Origin of the sequence: Bordetella genomosp. 4, assembly GCF_002261185.1 — a bacterium.
In the GTDB taxonomy this organism is placed as follows: Bacteria; Pseudomonadota; Gammaproteobacteria; order Burkholderiales; family Burkholderiaceae_B; genus Bordetella_A.
This window is the reverse complement of record NZ_NEVQ01000017.1, coordinates 92002-108807: the sequence shown is the minus strand read 5'-3', so window position 1 is coordinate 108807 and position 16806 is coordinate 92002. Positions and strand designations below refer to the sequence as shown.

Here is a 16806-nt window from a genome sequence, read left to right as displayed (position 1 = left end):
CCGCCGCTATCTCCCTACTGCATACGCCTGCATCAGCCTGGCCGTCGCCGCTGCATGCAGCAAACCGTCCTCGTCCCGGGTCGCAGCCGTCAGGCGTCCCGTGGACCACTCAGGTTCTTCTTCGATGACGTGCCCGCGGGCGCGTAAATCTGCGATGACCTCTGCGCCAAACGAGGTTTCTACGGCCAGATGCCCCGGCTTGCGGTCACGCGGATAAAACGACGACGGAAAGTGCATCGTGTGCGACATAGGTTGGTCGATGGCTTCCTGCAGATTCAGCCCATGATGGACATGGCGCAAGAACAGCAGCAATTGCCACTGCTCTTGCTGGTCGCCGCCAGGTGTGCCGAACACCATGTAGGGCTTGCCGTCGCGCAGGGCCAGCGATGGCGTTAGCGTCGTGCGTGGCCGTTTTCCAGGGGCCAGTGTGCCAGGCAGGCCGGGTTCCAGCCAGAACATCTGCGCGCGCGTATTGAGCGGGAATCCCAGTTCCGGAATCACGGGCGATGATTGGAACCATCCGCCTGATGGCGTTGCCGACACCATGTTGCCCCAGCGGTCGATCACATCGACATGGGTGGTGTCGCCGCGCTTGACCGAGGCGCGCATGTCGGCCAGCGTAGGTTCGCTGCTCGGAGCGCCCACGGGTGTGATCTTGGACAGGCGCGACAAGACGTCCATGACCCGATCTACCTGCGCATCGAAGCCGGGCACGCGGCCGGGCTGCAGATCGTGCGATGCCATCGCTCCAATCAAGACGCGGCGTTCGTCGTTATAGGCATCCGACAGCAAATGCGCCAAGGGCACATCGACAAAAGATGGGTCGCCGTAATAGGCTTCGCGATCGGCAAACGCCAGCTTCATGGCCTCGGTAACGTGATGAATGAATTCCGCGCCGTTCGGCCCCGCCTGGCGCAGGTCCAGCCCCTTGAGCAATGCCAGGGTTTGCAGGAAGACGGGGCCTTGGCTCCATACGCCTGCTTTCGCAACGGTATAGCCATGATAGTCATAGGTGGCCGGCGTATCGTAGCTCGCCGACCAGCCGGCCATATCCTGCGCGGTCAAGACACCGCGATGCGGCGTGCCGCTCTCGTCCATGACCTCGTTATTGCGGGCATATTGGTCAATGGCCTCGGCTACAAAGCCGCGATAAAACGCGTCCCGTGCCGCGTCGATCTGACGCTCGCGGTCATTGCCGGCGGCTTCGGCCTCGCGCAATACGCGGCGCCAGGTTTGCGCCAGGCGCGGGTTACGAAACAGTTTGCGGGCCTCAGGCACGTTGCCGCCAGGCAGATAGACCTGCGCGGTGGTGGGCCAGTGCGCGGTAAAAAAATCCTTGAGCTTTGCAATGGTGTTGGCGATGCGCGGCATCAACGGATGGCCTTGCTCGGCGTAATAGATCGCCGGCTCGAGCACATCGCGTACGCGTAACGTGCCGTGATCGCGCAGCATCAGCATCCAGGCATCAAACGCGCCGGGGATGACGGCGGGCAGTAGGCCGTTGCCGGGGATCAAGTTCAGCCCGAGCGATCGGTAGTGTTCCAGCGTTGCGCCCGCTGGCGTCGGGCCCTGGCCACACAAGACCTCGGTGCGGCCGGTGCGTACCGAGTGAAAAATCACCGGCACTTCACCCGCCGGGCCTACCAGGTGCGGTTCCACGACCTGCAGCACAAAGCCAGCCGCCACGGCCGCATCAAACGCGTTGCCGCCGCGTTCCAGCAACGCCATGCCAGCACTGCTGGCCAGCCAGTGAGTCGAGGTCACGACACCAAACGTGCCCAGAATCTCGGGGCGCGTGGTGAACATGCGATATCCGGAGTCGATACTCATTTTGCCGCCACCGTCACGTCCTTCAGGCGGATGAGGCCGTCAGGGTAGGGCACAAAGCCTTGGACCTTGGCTTGCGTGCCGAAAATCCAGGGCAGATAGAACAGATAGATACGAGGATCGTCTTCCTGCATCTTCTGCATGGCTTGCGCATAGAGCTCGCGGCGTTTTGATTCGTCGGCAATGCTGCGCGCTTCGTTCATCAATTTGTCCATATCGGCGTCGCAGTACTTGCCATCGTTCAACGTGCCCTTGCACGTGATGTACTGGTAAATATTGCCGCTGGGATCAACGCGGCCCGACCAGCCTGTCTGGCCCACTTGAAAATCGCCTTGAGGCAGTGCCGATTGCAGCGATGCGAACTCCAGAGGCTTCAGCGAAATATCAAAACCGGCCTCGGAGCCCATCGCCTGCACCAGCTCAAACACCTGCTGCATAGTGGTGTTATTGCCAAAGGTCAATTCGAACTTGACGCGATCGTAGCCGGCTTGCTTGAGCAGCTCTTGCGCTTTCTTTGGGTCGCGTCCGGTGCGCTCTACGCTTTTGTCATAGGCAAAGCTGGCCGGCGGAAAGGGTTGATAAGCAGGTTGGAACATACCCTCGCCCACCACTTGGTTGATCACGTCGCGGTCAATCGCCAAATCCAGCGCCTGGCGTACGCGCTTGTCTTTGGCCAACGGGTTGTCGGCACGGGGGCCGTTCGCGATGTTGACCGAGATAGCCTGATAACCCAGGCCGGTGACGGGGGCCAATCGCAGATTCGAGTCCGATTTCACGGCCTCGGCGTCACTGGGCGCAACCCGCTCAATGATGTCCAGGCCGCCTGCGCGCAGGTTGTTCAAGCGCACCGTGGTGTCGGGCATGGGCGTGAAGACGACCTGATCGAAATGGTAGTGGTCCTTGTCCCAATACTTGTCAAAGCGGTCCAGTACGATACGATCGTTCTGCACGCGTTCCTTGAACTTGTAGGGCCCCGAGCACACGGGATGACGGCCCGGTTCTTTATCGAAAGTGGCGGGCGACAGCATCATGCCGGCTCGGTCAGAGAGCTGCGACAGCAGCGATGCGTCGCGTTCTTTCAGATGCAATACAACAGTGCGGGCATCCGGGGCGTCCACGCTGGCGACCGAGATGAGCTCGCTTTTGCGGTTGCTATCGGGCAGCGTCATGGCACGATCCAGATTCGCCTTGACCGACGCGGCGTCGATGGGTGCGCCATCGTGATAAAAGGCGTTTTCGCGCAACGTGAACGTCAGCGTCAAACCGTCGTCGCTGGTTTTCCACGACTCGGCCAACTGCGGCACGATTTTCAGGTCGGGCGAGATATCCACCAGCTTGTCGCAGAGCGAGGCAAATACAATGCGGCCAACAAAGGTGCGGGCGTGGACGGGATCCAGCACATCGGGATCGTCTTGCAGGCCGATACGCATCGTGGATTGGGCGGTGGCAGCGGCGCTGGCAAAGAGGCCAGCTGCAGCGAGGGCGAGGCAGAGACTGCGCATGGAAGGTCCTTTAGTCGTGATCGCAAACGGGGAACGGCGCATCCGTCGGAGGGCATTAGCCGCCGGTGGCGCCGCCGATCAATCGATTCTACTGCTGCTCCTTCGGCCAGGCATTTCCCGCAGGTCGATTGGCGATCCGGCTCGTCTCGATATCGTCAGTTTGTTTGACGCTGTGCCACGGGCCGGTAGGTATCATTGACACTTTTCACGACAACAGATTGTCAGCCCGATGGAATCGACCCGCGTGGGATCACGCATGACCAAAAACAAGGCCACCCTGATTGGAGTGGGTGCCATCCTGCTATGGAGCGCGGTGGTCGGGTTGATTCGGGGAGTCAGCGAAAACCTGGGGGCGACAGGCGGGGCCGCCGCGATTTATTCAGTCGCTTCGGTTTTTCTCTTGCTCAGCGTGGGATTGAAACGACTCGCTTCGTTTCCGCGGCGCTACCTGGTGTGGGGCAGCATTCTGTTTGTAGCCTATGAGCTGTGCTTTTCACTATCGATCGGGTATGCGAACAACAGCCGCCAAGCGATCGAGGCGAGCATGGTCAACTATCTATGGCCCAGTTTGACGATGTTGGCCGCTATTGTGGTCAACAAGCATCGCGCCAGTTGGCTGATCATGCCTGGCCTCGCGTTGGCAATATTCGGTATTTGCCGGGTATTGGGCGGCGATGAAGGGCTGAATCTGGAGAGCATGCTGTTCAACGTCCAGGACAACCCGTTGAGCTATGGCCTGGCTTTTGCCGGCGCCCTCATCTGGGCAGCTTATTGCACGATCACCGCGCGTATTGCCAAAGGAGCCAACGGCATCACGCTGTTTTTCATTCTCACCGCATTGGTGCTCTGGATCAAATACCTGATCGGGGGCGGCGGGCAGATGAACCTCGATACGCACGCGCTGCTTTACCTGGTCTTGGCCGGCGCTGCCATGGGCTTTGGCTACGCAGCATGGAACATCGGTATCCTGCACGGCCATGTCACGATCCTGGCCGGTGCGTCATATTTTGTGCCGGTGCTGTCGGCAGTCCTGTCGGCATTGATCCTCAGCACTACGCTGCCGCTATCATTCTGGCAAGGCGCCGCAATGGTGTGTGCAGGCTCCATCCTGTGTTGGATATCCACTCGTCGCAAGAAAAACAGCCACCGCGGGAATCTTGATTTCTAGCGTCCTCAGGCGCGTTGGCTGCGTTCACTGGCACGTGGGGCGGCAGTGCAGGCCGTCCGTCACAGCGTATTCAGTGGCAGCTTCAGATACCTCACCCCATTGTCTTCCGGTTCGGGCAACCGTCCTGCACACATGTTGACCTGAATAGACGGGATAATGAGCTTGGGCATGGACAGCGTGGCGTCGCGCTTTTCGCGCATTGCTACAAATGTCTGTTCGTCAACGCCCGCATGCACATGGATATTGGCGCGACGTTGATCGGCGATCGTGGTTTCCCAGGCATACTCATCGCGTCCCGGGGCCTTGTAATCGTGACAGACAAATACCCGTGTGGCGTCCGGCAACGCCAATAAGCGCTGAATGGATCGATAGAGCGTCGTTGCGTCGCCACCTGGAAAATCGCAGCGTGCCGTGCCGTAATCCGGCATGAACAGCGTATCGCCCGTGAACACCGTGTCGCCAATCACATAGGCCATGCACGCAGGAGTATGGCCGGGCACATGCAGGGCGATTCCCTGTAGCTCGCCGATCTGGAATTGATCTCCGTCCTCGAATAATCGGTCGAACTGCCGGCCATCACGAGCAAATTCGGTGCCGGCGTTGAAGATCTTTCCAAAGACATTCTGGACGGTGGTGATGTGTTTGCCGATGGCCAGCCTCCCGCCCAACTGTTCAATCAACAGCGGCGCCGCGGAAAGGTGGTCAGCGTGGGCGTGGGTCTCCAGCACCCACTGCGTTTGCAGATGGTGTTCCTGGACATGGGCAGCCATCCGCATTGCCGAAGTTTCGGCCGTGCGGCCGCTGGCATAGTCGAAATCCAGGACACTGTCGATGATGGCGCAGGCATTGCCGCCGGGGTCGCGCACGATGTGGCTGGCAGTAAAGGTGTCGGGGTCGAAAAAAGTATGCACGTCCGGCCGCTGCAACTCGCCGCGTAGCGTGCGTTGCACGATCGAGATCGCGATATCCTGTGCGGTATCCATAGCAATATCTGCCGATTGAATTCAACTGTACTGGACGTATACAGGGATTGTATCTGTATGCGTGGCTATCTGCTCTTCGCGGCGGGCAATAGCTGGCCGGCCGACAGGGCGGATTTTCGCGGCGCGGCAAGCCTTATTCCGCGTGCTTGCCCTATCATGGGGTTTTGTCACCATAATTCAGAGCAGTCTCCATGCCGTTCTCTCCCCGTCCTTCGTCCAACGCTACGCCATTAGCCGGTATCGCCTGTGTATCTGCAGGGATCCTGTTCCTGACGTGCAGCGATGCGCTGGCCAAATGGGTGGGGGAATACTACAGCCCAGTGCAGATTCTGTTCCTGCGTGCGTCGATCGCATTGCCGGTGGTCTTGGTGCTGGTCCTGGCGCTGGGCGGGCGGCGAGCCTTGCGTACGCGTCATCCTGGGCTGCACCTGGTGCGTGGGGCGCTCAATATCATTTCGGCATCGATGTTCTATCTGGGCCTGCAGTCATTGCCTTTGGCGGAGGCTACGGCCATCGCGTTTTCGGCACCGCTGTTTGTGACCGCGCTATCTGTGCTTGTGCTAAAGGAGCCCGTGGACGGGCGGCGCTGGCTGGCAGTGGCGGCCGGGTTTGCCGGTGTACTGGTTATCGTACGGCCCGGCGCCGCAAGTTTTCAGATGGCGGCGCTCTTGCCGCTGGCGACTGCCGCTCTGTATGCCGTCATGATGTTGACGGCCAGAGCGATAGGCGCGGCCGAGAGCATGCTGACGACGATGCTGTATATCGTGCTGGGCCAGTTGGTCTGTAGCGCAGTCGCTGTTCCCGCATTCTGGACGCCGCCGGAGTGGTCGCACTGGCCTTATTTTGCAGGCATTGCGCTGTTCAGCACGTTGGGCCTGACCTTTATTACCCAAGGGTTTCGCATCGGCCCGGCCTCGGTGGTCGCGCCATTTGATTACACAGGCCTGCTGTGGGCATCGCTGCTCGGCTGGTTTGTGTGGCAGGACGTTCCCGAGTTGCCCGACTATCTCGGCGCAGCGTTTATTGTCGGCAGCGGCCTGTACATTGCGTGGCGGGAAACGAGACCTGCCAAACCGCGACGCGCCTGAGGTTTCCTTCGCACCAGATTGAAGTCCCCTGCACCAAGGCAGGGCAGCAGCCGTTCGCCCTGTTGGCGCAGTGAGGGTGATTCCAGGCCCATTCCCTGGCGCAATTCCGGTATCCCAGCAGGTATTCATGTCGGGCTAATGGCCAGTATTCATGCGGCCGTCAGCATGTTCATCGCCGTTTTCGTTTTTGTGTTGCCACGAGTTGGCACGAACCTTGCATAGGGTTCCTAGGCTCGATGGTCTACCGCGCACGCGGAAACATGAAGAGGACGGTGTACGCACACGATGAACAAGCACTCGTTGGACATTGAATCCGTAAGTCATCGATATGGCGGTTTTCTGGCCGTTGACCAGGTTGATCTTTCAGTCGAGCCGGGAGAAGTGCTAGCGCTGCTGGGGCCATCGGGGTGTGGCAAAACCACGTTGCTGCGCATCGTGGCAGGCTTTGTCAAGCAGACACAGGGCAAGGTCCGGGTGGACGGCAGATCGATTGACGATCTGCAGCCGAATCGACGCGATATCGGTATCGTGTTTCAGAACTATGCGTTGTTCCCGCACATGACTGTGGCGCAGAACGTAGCCTACGGTCTGGATGCGCGTGGCCGTCGGCGTGTCGATGTCGCGCGCCGCGTTCAGGAGTGTCTGGAGGCGGTGCAGCTGCCGCATATGGCGCAGCGTTACCCACGTCAGTTGTCGGGAGGACAACAGCAACGCGTCGCGCTGGCTCGCGCCATTGCAACCGAGCCGCGTATTCTCCTGTTGGATGAGCCTTTCAGTGCACTCGACAAGAATCTGCGATTGGATATGCAGATCGAGATCAAGCGCCTGCAGCGCCAGCTCGGGTTGACTGCCATCCTGGTCACGCATGACCAAGAGGAAGCGATGAGCGTGGCTGATCGTATCGCGATCATGAACCAGGGGCGTGTCGAGCAGCTGGGAACGCCGGTGGACATTTACGATCGTCCCGATACCTTGTTCGTGAACAGTTTCATCGGCACCACCAATTTGCTGGAGGGCCGGGTGTCGGCGATGGACGGGGCGGGGGTGTGCGTGGCGCTCGACGCGGGTGGCAGCATTGTCGTTCCTTCAACGGGGGATTTTGCTGCGGATCAGCGTGTGATGGTGTCGTTGCGGCCAGAGCATCTCAATCTCTATGAACAGGACGGGGCAGGGCGCTGGCCGGTGGATGTCACGCTGAGCCTGCCGTTGGGACCTAGCGTTGTGCATCAAGTGATGACGCGAAATCAGGTCGCTATCAAGATTTCCGCGACGCGCAGGGGCGGTGTTCGCGTCCCGCAGGGCGCGGCGTGGTGCGGCGTGCGCCCAGATGCACTGCCGTCGATTTTTTCGTCGCCCTCTAACGTCAACTGAAGGAAACGCTATGAAGCATGATCCCGTTCGCCGTCAACTGCTGGCTGGTGCTGCATCATTGAGTGCGTTGGCAATACTGCCTCGCATTGCGCATGCCAAGGGTTCCGTGGTCGGCGCGGTCTACCCAGGCTCTTGGGAAGAGGCTTATCGTTCTATCGTGGCGCCTGCGCTGCAGAAGACGCATGGGGTGACGCTGGAAATGCAGCCGCTGTATGCGGTGGACCAGATTGCCAAGGCGCGCGCGGCGCGCGGCAATCCGCTGTTCGACACGTTCCTGCTCGATCCCGGCCCGCGTGTGACAGCCATCGAGGCTGGGCTGTTTGAAAAATTCGATCCCTCTCGCTTAAGCAACGCCTCGAAGCTGCAGCCGGGTATGGCCGATGAATATGGTGTGACGGTCGCCGCGCAATTTGTGGGGATCGCGTATAACCCCAAGAAATTCGATAAACCGCCCGCCGACTGGGCCGATTTATTCGCTGACCCCTACGTGTCGCGATTGGGGCTGACCGGGTTTCAGACGACCTTCGGCACCGTATCCATCCTGGAAATGTCCAAAGCGTTCGGCGCCAAAGGGATAGACGTAGAGCCCTTCTTCGCTGAACTGAAAAAGGTGTTGCCCAAGATCGCGGTCATCGGCGCGCCTGCCTCGATGCCCAGCCTGTTCCAGCAGGGGCAGTGCGACATCATGTATGCGAATACGCAAACGGTCGGAACACTGAAAGCGCGTGGCGTTGACATCGAGTTCGTGCGGCCGGCCAGCGGCGTCATTACGTTTTTTACGACCATGCACATTGCCAAAGGTGCGGAACAGGTCGACAACGCCTATCAATACATTGACACCGTGCTCTCTGCGCCGGTGCAGACCGAGTTGATGAAAGGGCCCTATTTCATGGCGCCTGTCGCATCGGATGTGACACTGGACGATACCCTGCCGCTCAAGAACCTATCCGAGATGTCGAACATGGTGCAACACGATTGGGCACAGATCAATCCGCAGCGTGCTGCATGGATTGAACGCTTTAACAGGGAAGTCGCCCGTTGAACAATGCCGCCATTTCGCCGGGACGTTGGCCGTTGGCAGTGCCGCTGACACTCGCCTTCATGGTCTTTTTCGCGGCGCCGTTATTGATGCTGGCGGCCACCAGCATGTACGAAGACGATGGCCTGACTCGGCTGGGTGTGGCGACCTGGACCAAATTCCTCGCGGATCGCTTTTACTGGAAGGTCACGCTGGATACGCTCAAGCTGGGCGTCATGACGGTTTGCGCGACGTTGTTGATAGGCTATCCCCTGGCGGTGGTCTACATGCAGTCCAACGAACGATGGCGGCGATTGATGTTGTTCATCATCATCATGCCGGTGCTGTTGTCGGTAGTGGTGCGCACTTTTGCCTGGATCGTCATTCTGGGAAATGAAGGCGTCATCAATCAGGCCGTCATGGCGTTGGGCTTGAGTCCCACGCCGTTGCGCCTGCTGCAGACCGAGCTGGGATTGATCTTGTCGCTGACCCAGATCGAGATGCCGATGATGTTGTTGCCCCTGATCAGCGTGATGGCTCGCATGGACCGCAATTTGATTGATGCCTCTGTGGCGCTGGGGGCATCACGCTGGCGGACGTTGTTCAAAGTGGTGTTGCCGCTGTCGATTCCAGGATTGGTCGCCGGTTGTACGTTGGTCTTTGCCAGCTCGGCCACGGCATTTATCTCGCAATCCATCATCGGCGGCAACCGCCTGGTTTATTTGCCCTTGGTGATTTGGCAGCAATCGCTGGTGGTCTACAACTGGCCTCTGGCCGCGGTGGCGTCCATTGTGTTGTTGGCCTCGGTCATGCTCTGCGTTGTTGTGATTGCGGCGTTGGGCCGCCGTGGTGCGAGGTATTTGCATGTCTAGACGAAACTCGTTTTCCGACTTGAGCTATTACTCGGTGATAGGCGGCGTTGCAGGACTGGCATTGATGGTGTTGGTGGGGCCGGTGATCGTGGTGCTGGTGACCTCACTGACTGACAGCCAGACATTGCGATTTCCGCCCTCGGGTATATCGCTGGATTGGTATCGGCGCTTGTTTGATCCGGATCTTTCCGCGCCGATACATCGAGCGGCGGGCAATAGCTTGATGGTAGCGGCTTGGTCGGCGATGGCGGCAGCCGTGTTTGGCGGCGCAGCGGCGTTGGCGCTCGCCCGGTCGAGCCGCCGCAGCGCTCGTGCGTTGGACGCATTTTTCATGTCGCCGTTGATATTGCCCGGCATCGCTTTTGGTTTGGCGGCATTGGTGTTTTTTACAGCCATCGGGTTGAGGCCGTCGTTGGTATTGATGGCGGTGGGGCATGCGGTGATGATCGTGCCGTTCGTATTGCGCACGACCAGCGCCAGCCTGGTTCAGTTGGAGGGGAGTTTGCTGGAGTGTTCGGCCAGCCTGGGCGCGGGGCCGCTTTATACCTTTCGCAGAATCACGCTGCCTATCATTTTTCCCGGCTTGGCGGCCGGGACGTTCATGGCGTTCATGGCGTCGATCGACAACGTGCCTGTTTCGCTGTTCTTGTCCGGCCCTCGCAGCGACATGTTGCCTATCCGCATGTGGGGAATGATGGAGTCCACATTGGATGTGCGCGTCGCGGCGGTGTCCGGCGTGTTGACGGTCAGCGTTCTGGTGCTGATGCTGGTGATGGAGCGACTGACGGGCTTGAGTCGACGGTTGCAAGGCCAATGAGCCACAGGTATTTCTGATGTCGTATGAGTTGTCGGGTCAGATGGCGTCCTGTTTATCGTTCATATTTAGAGCAAGAAGGGGATCATGCATAACGTAAAAGTCGAACCTTTGACCGTTGAGGCGTTTGAGCCCTACGGTGATGTGCTGACTCTGCCCACGTCGGCGGGACGTACGTATTACAACGATGCCTTGGAGAATTTGCGAAAAGAAGCAAATCCGAGTTTGTCCTTGTCGTTGCGTGAGCCCAGTCCGGCGTTGCCGCTGCAGGCTACGATGCTGGAGCGCCACGAGTATTCGTCGCAGACTTTTATCCCGATCGAGGCGGAGCAGTATCTCGTTGTCGTCGCGCCTCATCTTCCCGATGGGGGGCCGGACGTGATGCAGGCGCGGGCCTTTTTGGCGAAGGGCGATCAAGGGGTGACCTATCGGGCCAATACATGGCATCACGGTATGACGGTCTTTGGTAGGCCAGCATGTTTCGCCGTGTTCATGTGGGCCACTGGCGGCGAAGGCGATGAGGATTTCGTCGAAGTCGAACCGTTCAATGTATTGCCCAACCAGGAGCGATTCACGCTATGACATGGCAACCCACACGCGATTTTATTGGCTATGGCGAAAATCCGCCTGACCCTCAATGGCCCGCAGGGGCTCGGTTGGCGCTGAATTTTGTCATGAATTACGAAGAGGGCTCCGAGCCCTCTTTCCAGGATGGAGAGCATCACACTGAAACCGGGCTGACCGAAGCGCACGGCTTGAACCAGATGGGAGATGGCCGGGATTTGGCTGCGGAAGGGATGTTCGAGTATGGCAGCCGTGTCGGTTTCTGGCGACTGGTACGCTTGTTTGAGGAGCGCGGCCTGCCTATGACAGTGTTTGGCTGCGCGCTGGCGCTCGAGCGTAATCCCCTGGCTGCTGCCAAGATCAGGCAGATGGGTTATGACGTGTGCTGTCATGGCTGGCGTTGGGTAAAACACTATGAGCTCAGCGAAGCGCAGGAGCGCGAGCACATTCGACTGGCGATAGCGTCTCTGGAAAAGACCATCGGCGCGCGCCCGTTGGGATGGTACTGCCGCTATGGCCCGAGCGTGAACACCCGACGCCTCCTGATGGAGGAAGGCGGATTCTTATATGACTCGGACTATTACGGCGACGAGTTGCCTCTGTGGCAAGTGGTCGAGGGCAAGCCACAGCTGATCGTGCCGTACTCGCTGACCAATAACGATGGCAAGTACGCAGGTTGGATGGGTACCTCAGACCAATGGTTTGGCTTTTTGAAGGATGCCTTCGACATGCTGTATGCCGAAGGCGCCAAATCCCCGAAAATGATGTCTGTGGGGCTGCATATGCGGCTGGTGGGGCATCCAGCCAGGGCTGTGGGATTGCAGCGGTTCCTTGACTACGTGATGCGCCGCGAAGGGGTCTGGATAACGCGTCGCATCGATATCGCGGAGCATTGGCGCCGGACACATCCTTATCAAGGATGAGTGCGGAACCGCGGGCCGGATGTGGGAATTTGATTTCCTGCATCGGCCCATATCATGCGGGCGTGTTTACTGACGTGCCGCGTCTCGCAGCGGCTTTGCGGTTCCTGGGCTGTGAGCCTGTGTGTATCGGTCCAGTTCCTGTGCGACGTCGACAGAGAGGGGTTCGAGTTTGTCCTTCCATGCCTTGGCATTGGACTGGATGATGTTCATGCCGGGCAGCGTCTCACCTGCAGCGACGATGACCCGGTTGCCTTGCCGCAGGTTAAAGAACGGTCCGAATACATGGGCATAGGTAGCCGACTCGCGTTCGTAAAGATCGCTGTTGGTGAATGTGTTGGCAACCACAATACCGTCCTTGCTCAGAATGCCTTTGACGTGCTCCAGAAACTCGACCGTCATCAGGTGTTCCGGGACGTAGTCCACATCAAAGGCATCCAGCATGACCATGTCGTACTGTTGTCCCGTGCGATGGGCGTTTTCGATATAAGCGCGTCCATCCTGTACAAACAGCCGTTGCCTGGGGCCAGGCCGGTAATCAAAGTAGTCCTCGGCGACGCGCGCGATGGCGGGATCGATTTCCACCGTATCGATGATCGCGTCGGGCAGGAGGGCGGCTAACGTTTTCTGCAGTGTGGCGCCGCCCAGGCCGACGATGAGGATGCGTCGCGGTGCCGGATTGACGAACAGGGCGCTGATCATCATGCGCGTATAAGAAAACACCAGCTCATCGGGTTCCTGCAGATCCATGCAGGTCTGCCGGCCCAGGTCAGTCATGGAGTTGAAATTCAGGCATCGTTCGCCGTTGTCTTCGAATACCAGCACCTTGCCAAAGGGCGATGGCTCGCTGTGCAGCAGCCGGGGCTCGGCCTGTATCGATAGCGCAAGCAGCAGCGCCATGGCGCCGATGGCAAGCGGGAAAATCAGGCGCGGGCGAATATGAGGCATGAGAAACCAGGGGCGGTGGGCTTGGGTCCATCATATCTCGCGTTTATACTTTTGCCGTGCCGTTCTTACTTTCTGATCCCATGTCTGATTCGCTGCCTGACGCCTCTATCGAGAGTTCCGGTATTTCCGCCGCCGTGCGTGAGCTCGAAGAAGACATTGTGCTGGGCAGTCTGCATCCGCGTGAGCGCCTGATCGAAGACGAATTAATGCGTCGATTTGCCCTCAAGCGTCATGCCGCCCGGGAGGTGCTGGCCGAGTTGGCGCGGCGTGGGCTCGTCGAACGGCGCAAGAACATCGGCTGCGAGGTCAGGGCATTCGCCGTGCAGGAAGTGGTCGAACTGTATCAACTGCGCGAGCTGCTGGAGGCCGAGGCGGCGCGCATTTTGCCGTGTCCGTTGCCTGCCGAAGCTCTGGATCGGCTAAAGGCTATTCAACGCGAACACGATCAGGCGGTGGCCGATGAGGATCCACGCGCGGTGTTTCACACCAACCTGCGGTTTCATGAGACCTTGTTCGGTTTTTGCAATAACAGCGTGCTGCAGCGCGCGATTCAGGAATATGCACGCCAGACGCATGCGATTCGCTTCAGTTCGCTGGTGGACGCCTCATATCGCGAGCGTGCACGCCTGGAACACTGGGCCATGATTGCGGCGTTGGAAGAGGGACGCCGGGAGGATCTGATTCGGGTATGCCGTGGGCATCTGGCGCCGTCGTGTGATGCATATTTGGCGGCGAATCGACACTTGAGCCGTCGCGAGCCCGGATCGAATTGAGGCCTGGCCTATCGGTGCTGACGACATTGCCGCGAATTGACGATGTCGATATGAATAGGCGGGCTGGGGATTCAGCCCGCCGATGCCGGCAACACGCCGCACAAGCCTGTTGCCGGTTTTGCTTTAGAAGCGGTGACGCAGGCCGACGCCGACAGCCGTGCTCTTCAGGCCGTCGATGAAGGCATAGTCTTTGCCGTACGAACCGTAGGCGTACAGGTTGGTACGCTTGGACAGGTCGTAGGTGTAGCCCAGGCTCCAGACGTTCATGGTGGAATCTCCACCGGTCAGGCGGTCGTTGGACGGATCCACACGCTGCCACGAACCGAACACGTTGCTGGCACCGCCGATGGGCACCGTCGCGCCCACCATGTACGAATTGGCCTTGAAGCCATCGACAAAGCGGTTAGCGCCGAATTCGTCGCTGAAGGGGGTACCCGAATCCAGGTCCTGGCCGGTGAACCAGCCGTCGGTGGTGCGGCCATAGGCGGCGGCAAGCTTCAGGACTTCAAAGTCGTAGGAAACACCGACCGCGTATTGACGGGGCGTTGCGTCGCTATCGATGTTCGAGGCGCTGTTGCTGGCGTTCAGTTGATCGTAGGTCAGGGCGACGTTCAGCGGGCCGTTCAGATAGCGCAGACCGGCGGTGATGCCGCGGGTGTTGTCTGCCGTACGGAAACCGGTTTCGTTGCTGTTGGTGTCGTCCACGTTGAACGAGTAGCCCACGCCGAATTCAAAACCGCTGAACGACGGCGTGCGGTACATCACCATGTTGTCCCAACGGGTGGTGTTCGCGGCGCTGAAACCCAGGCCCAGGTTGGCTTGGGTGTAGCTGGTGTAGAACGGGTCGATGTCTGCCAGGTATTTGGAGGACATGTTGGTCTGACGACCGAACTCCAGGGTACCCCAGCTGTCGTTGGCCAAACCGATGGTGGCTTGACGGCCGAACAGACGGCCGTTTTGAGCGCTGTTGCCATTGCTGGAATCAAAGCCGCTTTCCAGTTGGAATACGGCGCGCAGACCATCGCCCAAGTCCTCGGTACCACGCAAACCCCAGCGCGAACCGGCTTGAATGCCGTTGATCATGCCTACGCGACTGCCACTGTAACCATCGCCTTTGATTTTGTTGTAGCCGATGCCGGTGTCGATGACACCATAGAGAGTGACCGACGTCTCAGCCTGAGCGGCGCCTGCGAAACCAGCCAGCAGTGCAGCGGCGAGTAGCGTCTTTTTCATAAAGAAAATCTCCGTTGAATTGAACAAACAGAGATAACGGCGCAGGTCTTGTTTCAAGGCCTGCGCGTTATCCCTGAGGGCTTGATGGTAAAGCATCGACTGCCGCCAAATTCGGGAACTGCAGGATTTTGCGGCTAAAAGTAGTTATTTCTAACGATTTCGCCTGATACTTGGAGAGACCTTTTCTAGAGCGGGTGCAGCAACGCGGCGGCCGCTGCAACGGCAAGAGTTTCTTGCGCGTTGCCGTTGTTTTTCTGCATCGAAACGCGGTTCAGGATGGGAGTGTGGTCGTGCAGCGAGTGCATATTCGGCTTGAATTGCCGAGTCAATGCGTAGTGCGGCAGCCGCCTTTATCCTCAGCTGGCAGTGTTTTTGCTGCGCTGTTGCAGCAGCAAGTCCAACGCCAGCATGACCAGCAGCGAGGCGCCCACCAGGGGAAAGATGATTCCGCCAATCACCATTAACACCATGACGCCACGCAGCGCACCGCGCGTCCCCGGCATGGGAGGCACGCCCAGACTGCCCGCCGGTCGCCGTTTCCACCACATGGTCGCACCGGCCACACACAGCAGAACAATCGCGAGACAGGCGGCCAACAGGATTAATTGATTGGCCAGGCCGAATTCCTGCCCCATATGTACATTGACACCCCATTCCAGCGTCTTGCCCAACGGCCCATAGTCGCCGTAGCTCATGTCCAATAGCGGTTGGCCGCTGTATTGATCCAGATGCACGACGCGCTGGCGCGCCAGGTCGTTGGGGTAGACCGAGGCGGTGTAGACGCCCGTGGAGTTTTGCGGCACGTTGATGGCGTAACCCGGCGCCAAGCCTAGCCGATTGAAGATGCTCACGGCGGTGTCCAGACCGATGGGCTCGCCCATGGTGTGAGCGGGCGTGGATGCGGGCATGCGGGCTTGCTCCAGCGACCATGTGGTAGGTCCCATGTGTGCGAGGTGTTCATCCGACATGGGGACGGCTACGCGCACGCCTGCCGGATAGCCAAAGTTGTTGCCATTGGCCCATTGGTTGACCTTGGCGCCCCACACGATGGACCAAGGCATGCCGGTGGTGGCCAGGAACAGAATGAAAAAGCCCACGATCACGCCTGTGACGGCATGCGTGTCGCGCCAGAAAACGCGTTTGGATGGCGTGCTGCGTACGCTGATGACGCCTTGTTTGCGGCCGCGCGGCCACCACAGATAGATCCCTGTGAGCACCAGCAGGATGCTCCAGCCTGCGGCGATTTCAATGGCGCCGTTGGCGATCGGGCCAAGGTAGTCCAGGCTGTGCAATCGGCGTATGGTCCACATCAGCGTGCCGCGCTCGGGGATCGCCCCTAGAACGTGAGCGTCATACGGATTGACATAAACGCTGAGGTTCGCACCGGCTGCCGGCTTGATGACGACTTGTGCCGCCGCATCGGGTGCGGCGGGCGGCAGGTATTTGGCCAGCGTGCCAGGGTGGGCTTGCAAGGCGGCCTGTGTCAATGCAGACGGCGCCAATGCTGGGGCGCTTTGCGCGGACACTGACTTCAGGTCGCGATACCAGGCGTTCTCGATCTCGTTATGAAACAGATACAGCGCGCCGGTGACAGACAGCACAATCAAGAAAGGAATGACTAGCAGGCCGGCATAAAAATGCCAGCGCCAGACGGCCCGATAAACGTCGACATGACGTATCGCATCAGTATCCAGAGTGGTTGCTTGAGTGTTCATGATGACGCAG

At 59.3% G+C, this 16806-nt stretch carries 15 protein-coding genes; 9 read left to right on the top strand and 6 right to left on the bottom strand.

Annotated features, from left to right (window positions below; genetic code table 11):
* Positions 1 to 6: 6 nt before the first annotated feature.
* Positions 7 to 1806, bottom strand: a complete 1800-nt coding sequence (locus tag CAL20_RS17795; protein WP_179266699.1) for a gamma-glutamyltransferase family protein — start codon at positions 1804 to 1806, stop codon at positions 7 to 9.
* Positions 1807 to 1826: 20 nt separating this feature from the next.
* Complete coding sequence (locus tag CAL20_RS17790; protein ID WP_094838540.1) at positions 1827 to 3329, bottom strand: ABC transporter substrate-binding protein; 1503 nt, start codon at positions 3327 to 3329, stop codon at positions 1827 to 1829.
* A 256-nt stretch (positions 3330 to 3585) separates the two neighbouring features.
* On the opposite strand from CAL20_RS17790, the gene yddG reads away from it, so the two are divergent.
* Positions 3586 to 4497, top strand: coding sequence for an aromatic amino acid DMT transporter YddG (yddG, locus tag CAL20_RS17785; protein WP_094838539.1), 912 nt, complete (start codon positions 3586 to 3588; stop codon positions 4495 to 4497).
* A gap of 59 nt (positions 4498 to 4556) precedes the next feature.
* On the opposite strand, the gene CAL20_RS17780 is transcribed toward yddG, so the two are convergent.
* The gene (locus tag CAL20_RS17780) at positions 4557 to 5480 is read right to left on the bottom strand and encodes an MBL fold metallo-hydrolase (protein WP_094838538.1); all 924 of its coding nucleotides are present in this window, start codon (positions 5478 to 5480) and stop codon (positions 4557 to 4559) included.
* Positions 5481 to 5671: 191 nt separating this feature from the next.
* On the opposite strand from CAL20_RS17780, the gene CAL20_RS17775 reads away from it, so the two are divergent.
* The 7 genes from CAL20_RS17775 to CAL20_RS17745 all read left to right on the top strand — a co-directional run bounded on the left by CAL20_RS17775 (position 5672) and on the right by CAL20_RS17745 (position 12130).
* A complete protein-coding gene (locus CAL20_RS17775; RefSeq protein ID WP_094838537.1) occupies positions 5672 to 6568 on the top strand; it encodes a DMT family transporter in 897 nt (298 codons plus the stop codon).
* A gap of 285 nt (positions 6569 to 6853) precedes the next feature.
* Positions 6854 to 7939 carry an ABC transporter ATP-binding protein gene (locus CAL20_RS17770; RefSeq protein ID WP_094838536.1) on the top strand — a complete coding sequence of 362 codons (1086 nt, stop codon included), beginning with the start codon at positions 6854 to 6856 and terminating at the stop codon, positions 7937 to 7939.
* Positions 7940 to 7949: 10 nt separating this feature from the next.
* A complete protein-coding gene (locus tag CAL20_RS17765; RefSeq protein WP_094822228.1) occupies positions 7950 to 8981 on the top strand; it encodes an extracellular solute-binding protein in 1032 nt (343 codons plus the stop codon).
* Positions 8978 to 9829 (top strand): ABC transporter permease, encoded by an 852-nt coding sequence (locus tag CAL20_RS17760; protein WP_218830718.1) that lies wholly within the window; start codon positions 8978 to 8980, stop codon positions 9827 to 9829. The genes CAL20_RS17765 and CAL20_RS17760 overlap by 4 nt, the downstream gene beginning before the upstream one ends.
* Positions 9822 to 10646, top strand: a complete 825-nt coding sequence (locus CAL20_RS17755) for an ABC transporter permease (protein WP_094838535.1) — start codon at positions 9822 to 9824, stop codon at positions 10644 to 10646. Before CAL20_RS17760 ends, CAL20_RS17755 begins: the two co-directional genes overlap by 8 nt.
* A gap of 84 nt (positions 10647 to 10730) precedes the next feature.
* Positions 10731 to 11225, top strand: a complete 495-nt coding sequence (locus CAL20_RS17750; RefSeq protein ID WP_094822226.1) for an ureidoglycolate lyase — start codon at positions 10731 to 10733, stop codon at positions 11223 to 11225.
* The gene (locus CAL20_RS17745; protein ID WP_094838534.1) at positions 11222 to 12130 is read left to right on the top strand and encodes an allantoinase PuuE; all 909 of its coding nucleotides are present in this window, start codon (positions 11222 to 11224) and stop codon (positions 12128 to 12130) included. The genes CAL20_RS17750 and CAL20_RS17745 overlap by 4 nt, the downstream gene beginning before the upstream one ends.
* Positions 12131 to 12196: 66 nt before the next feature.
* Here CAL20_RS17745 and CAL20_RS17740 read toward each other — a convergent pair whose 3' ends face one another.
* On the bottom strand, positions 12197 to 13075 hold the full coding sequence (locus tag CAL20_RS17740) for a spermidine synthase (protein ID WP_094838533.1): 879 nt from the start codon (positions 13073 to 13075) through the stop codon (positions 12197 to 12199).
* Positions 13076 to 13155: 80 nt separating this feature from the next.
* Between CAL20_RS17740 and CAL20_RS17735 the strand changes: the two genes are divergently transcribed.
* Positions 13156 to 13848: a GntR family transcriptional regulator gene (locus tag CAL20_RS17735; protein WP_094838532.1), complete on the top strand. Its 693-nt coding sequence runs from the start codon at positions 13156 to 13158 to the stop codon at positions 13846 to 13848.
* Between the two features lie 123 nt (positions 13849 to 13971).
* Here CAL20_RS17735 and CAL20_RS17730 read toward each other — a convergent pair whose 3' ends face one another.
* On the bottom strand, positions 13972 to 15081 hold the full coding sequence (locus CAL20_RS17730; RefSeq protein WP_094838607.1) for a porin: 1110 nt from the start codon (positions 15079 to 15081) through the stop codon (positions 13972 to 13974).
* Between the two features lie 356 nt (positions 15082 to 15437).
* Entirely contained in the window at positions 15438 to 16796 is a 1359-nt protein-coding gene (locus CAL20_RS17725) for a PepSY-associated TM helix domain-containing protein (protein ID WP_094838531.1), read from the bottom strand.
* Positions 16797 to 16806: the final 10 nt, after the last annotated feature.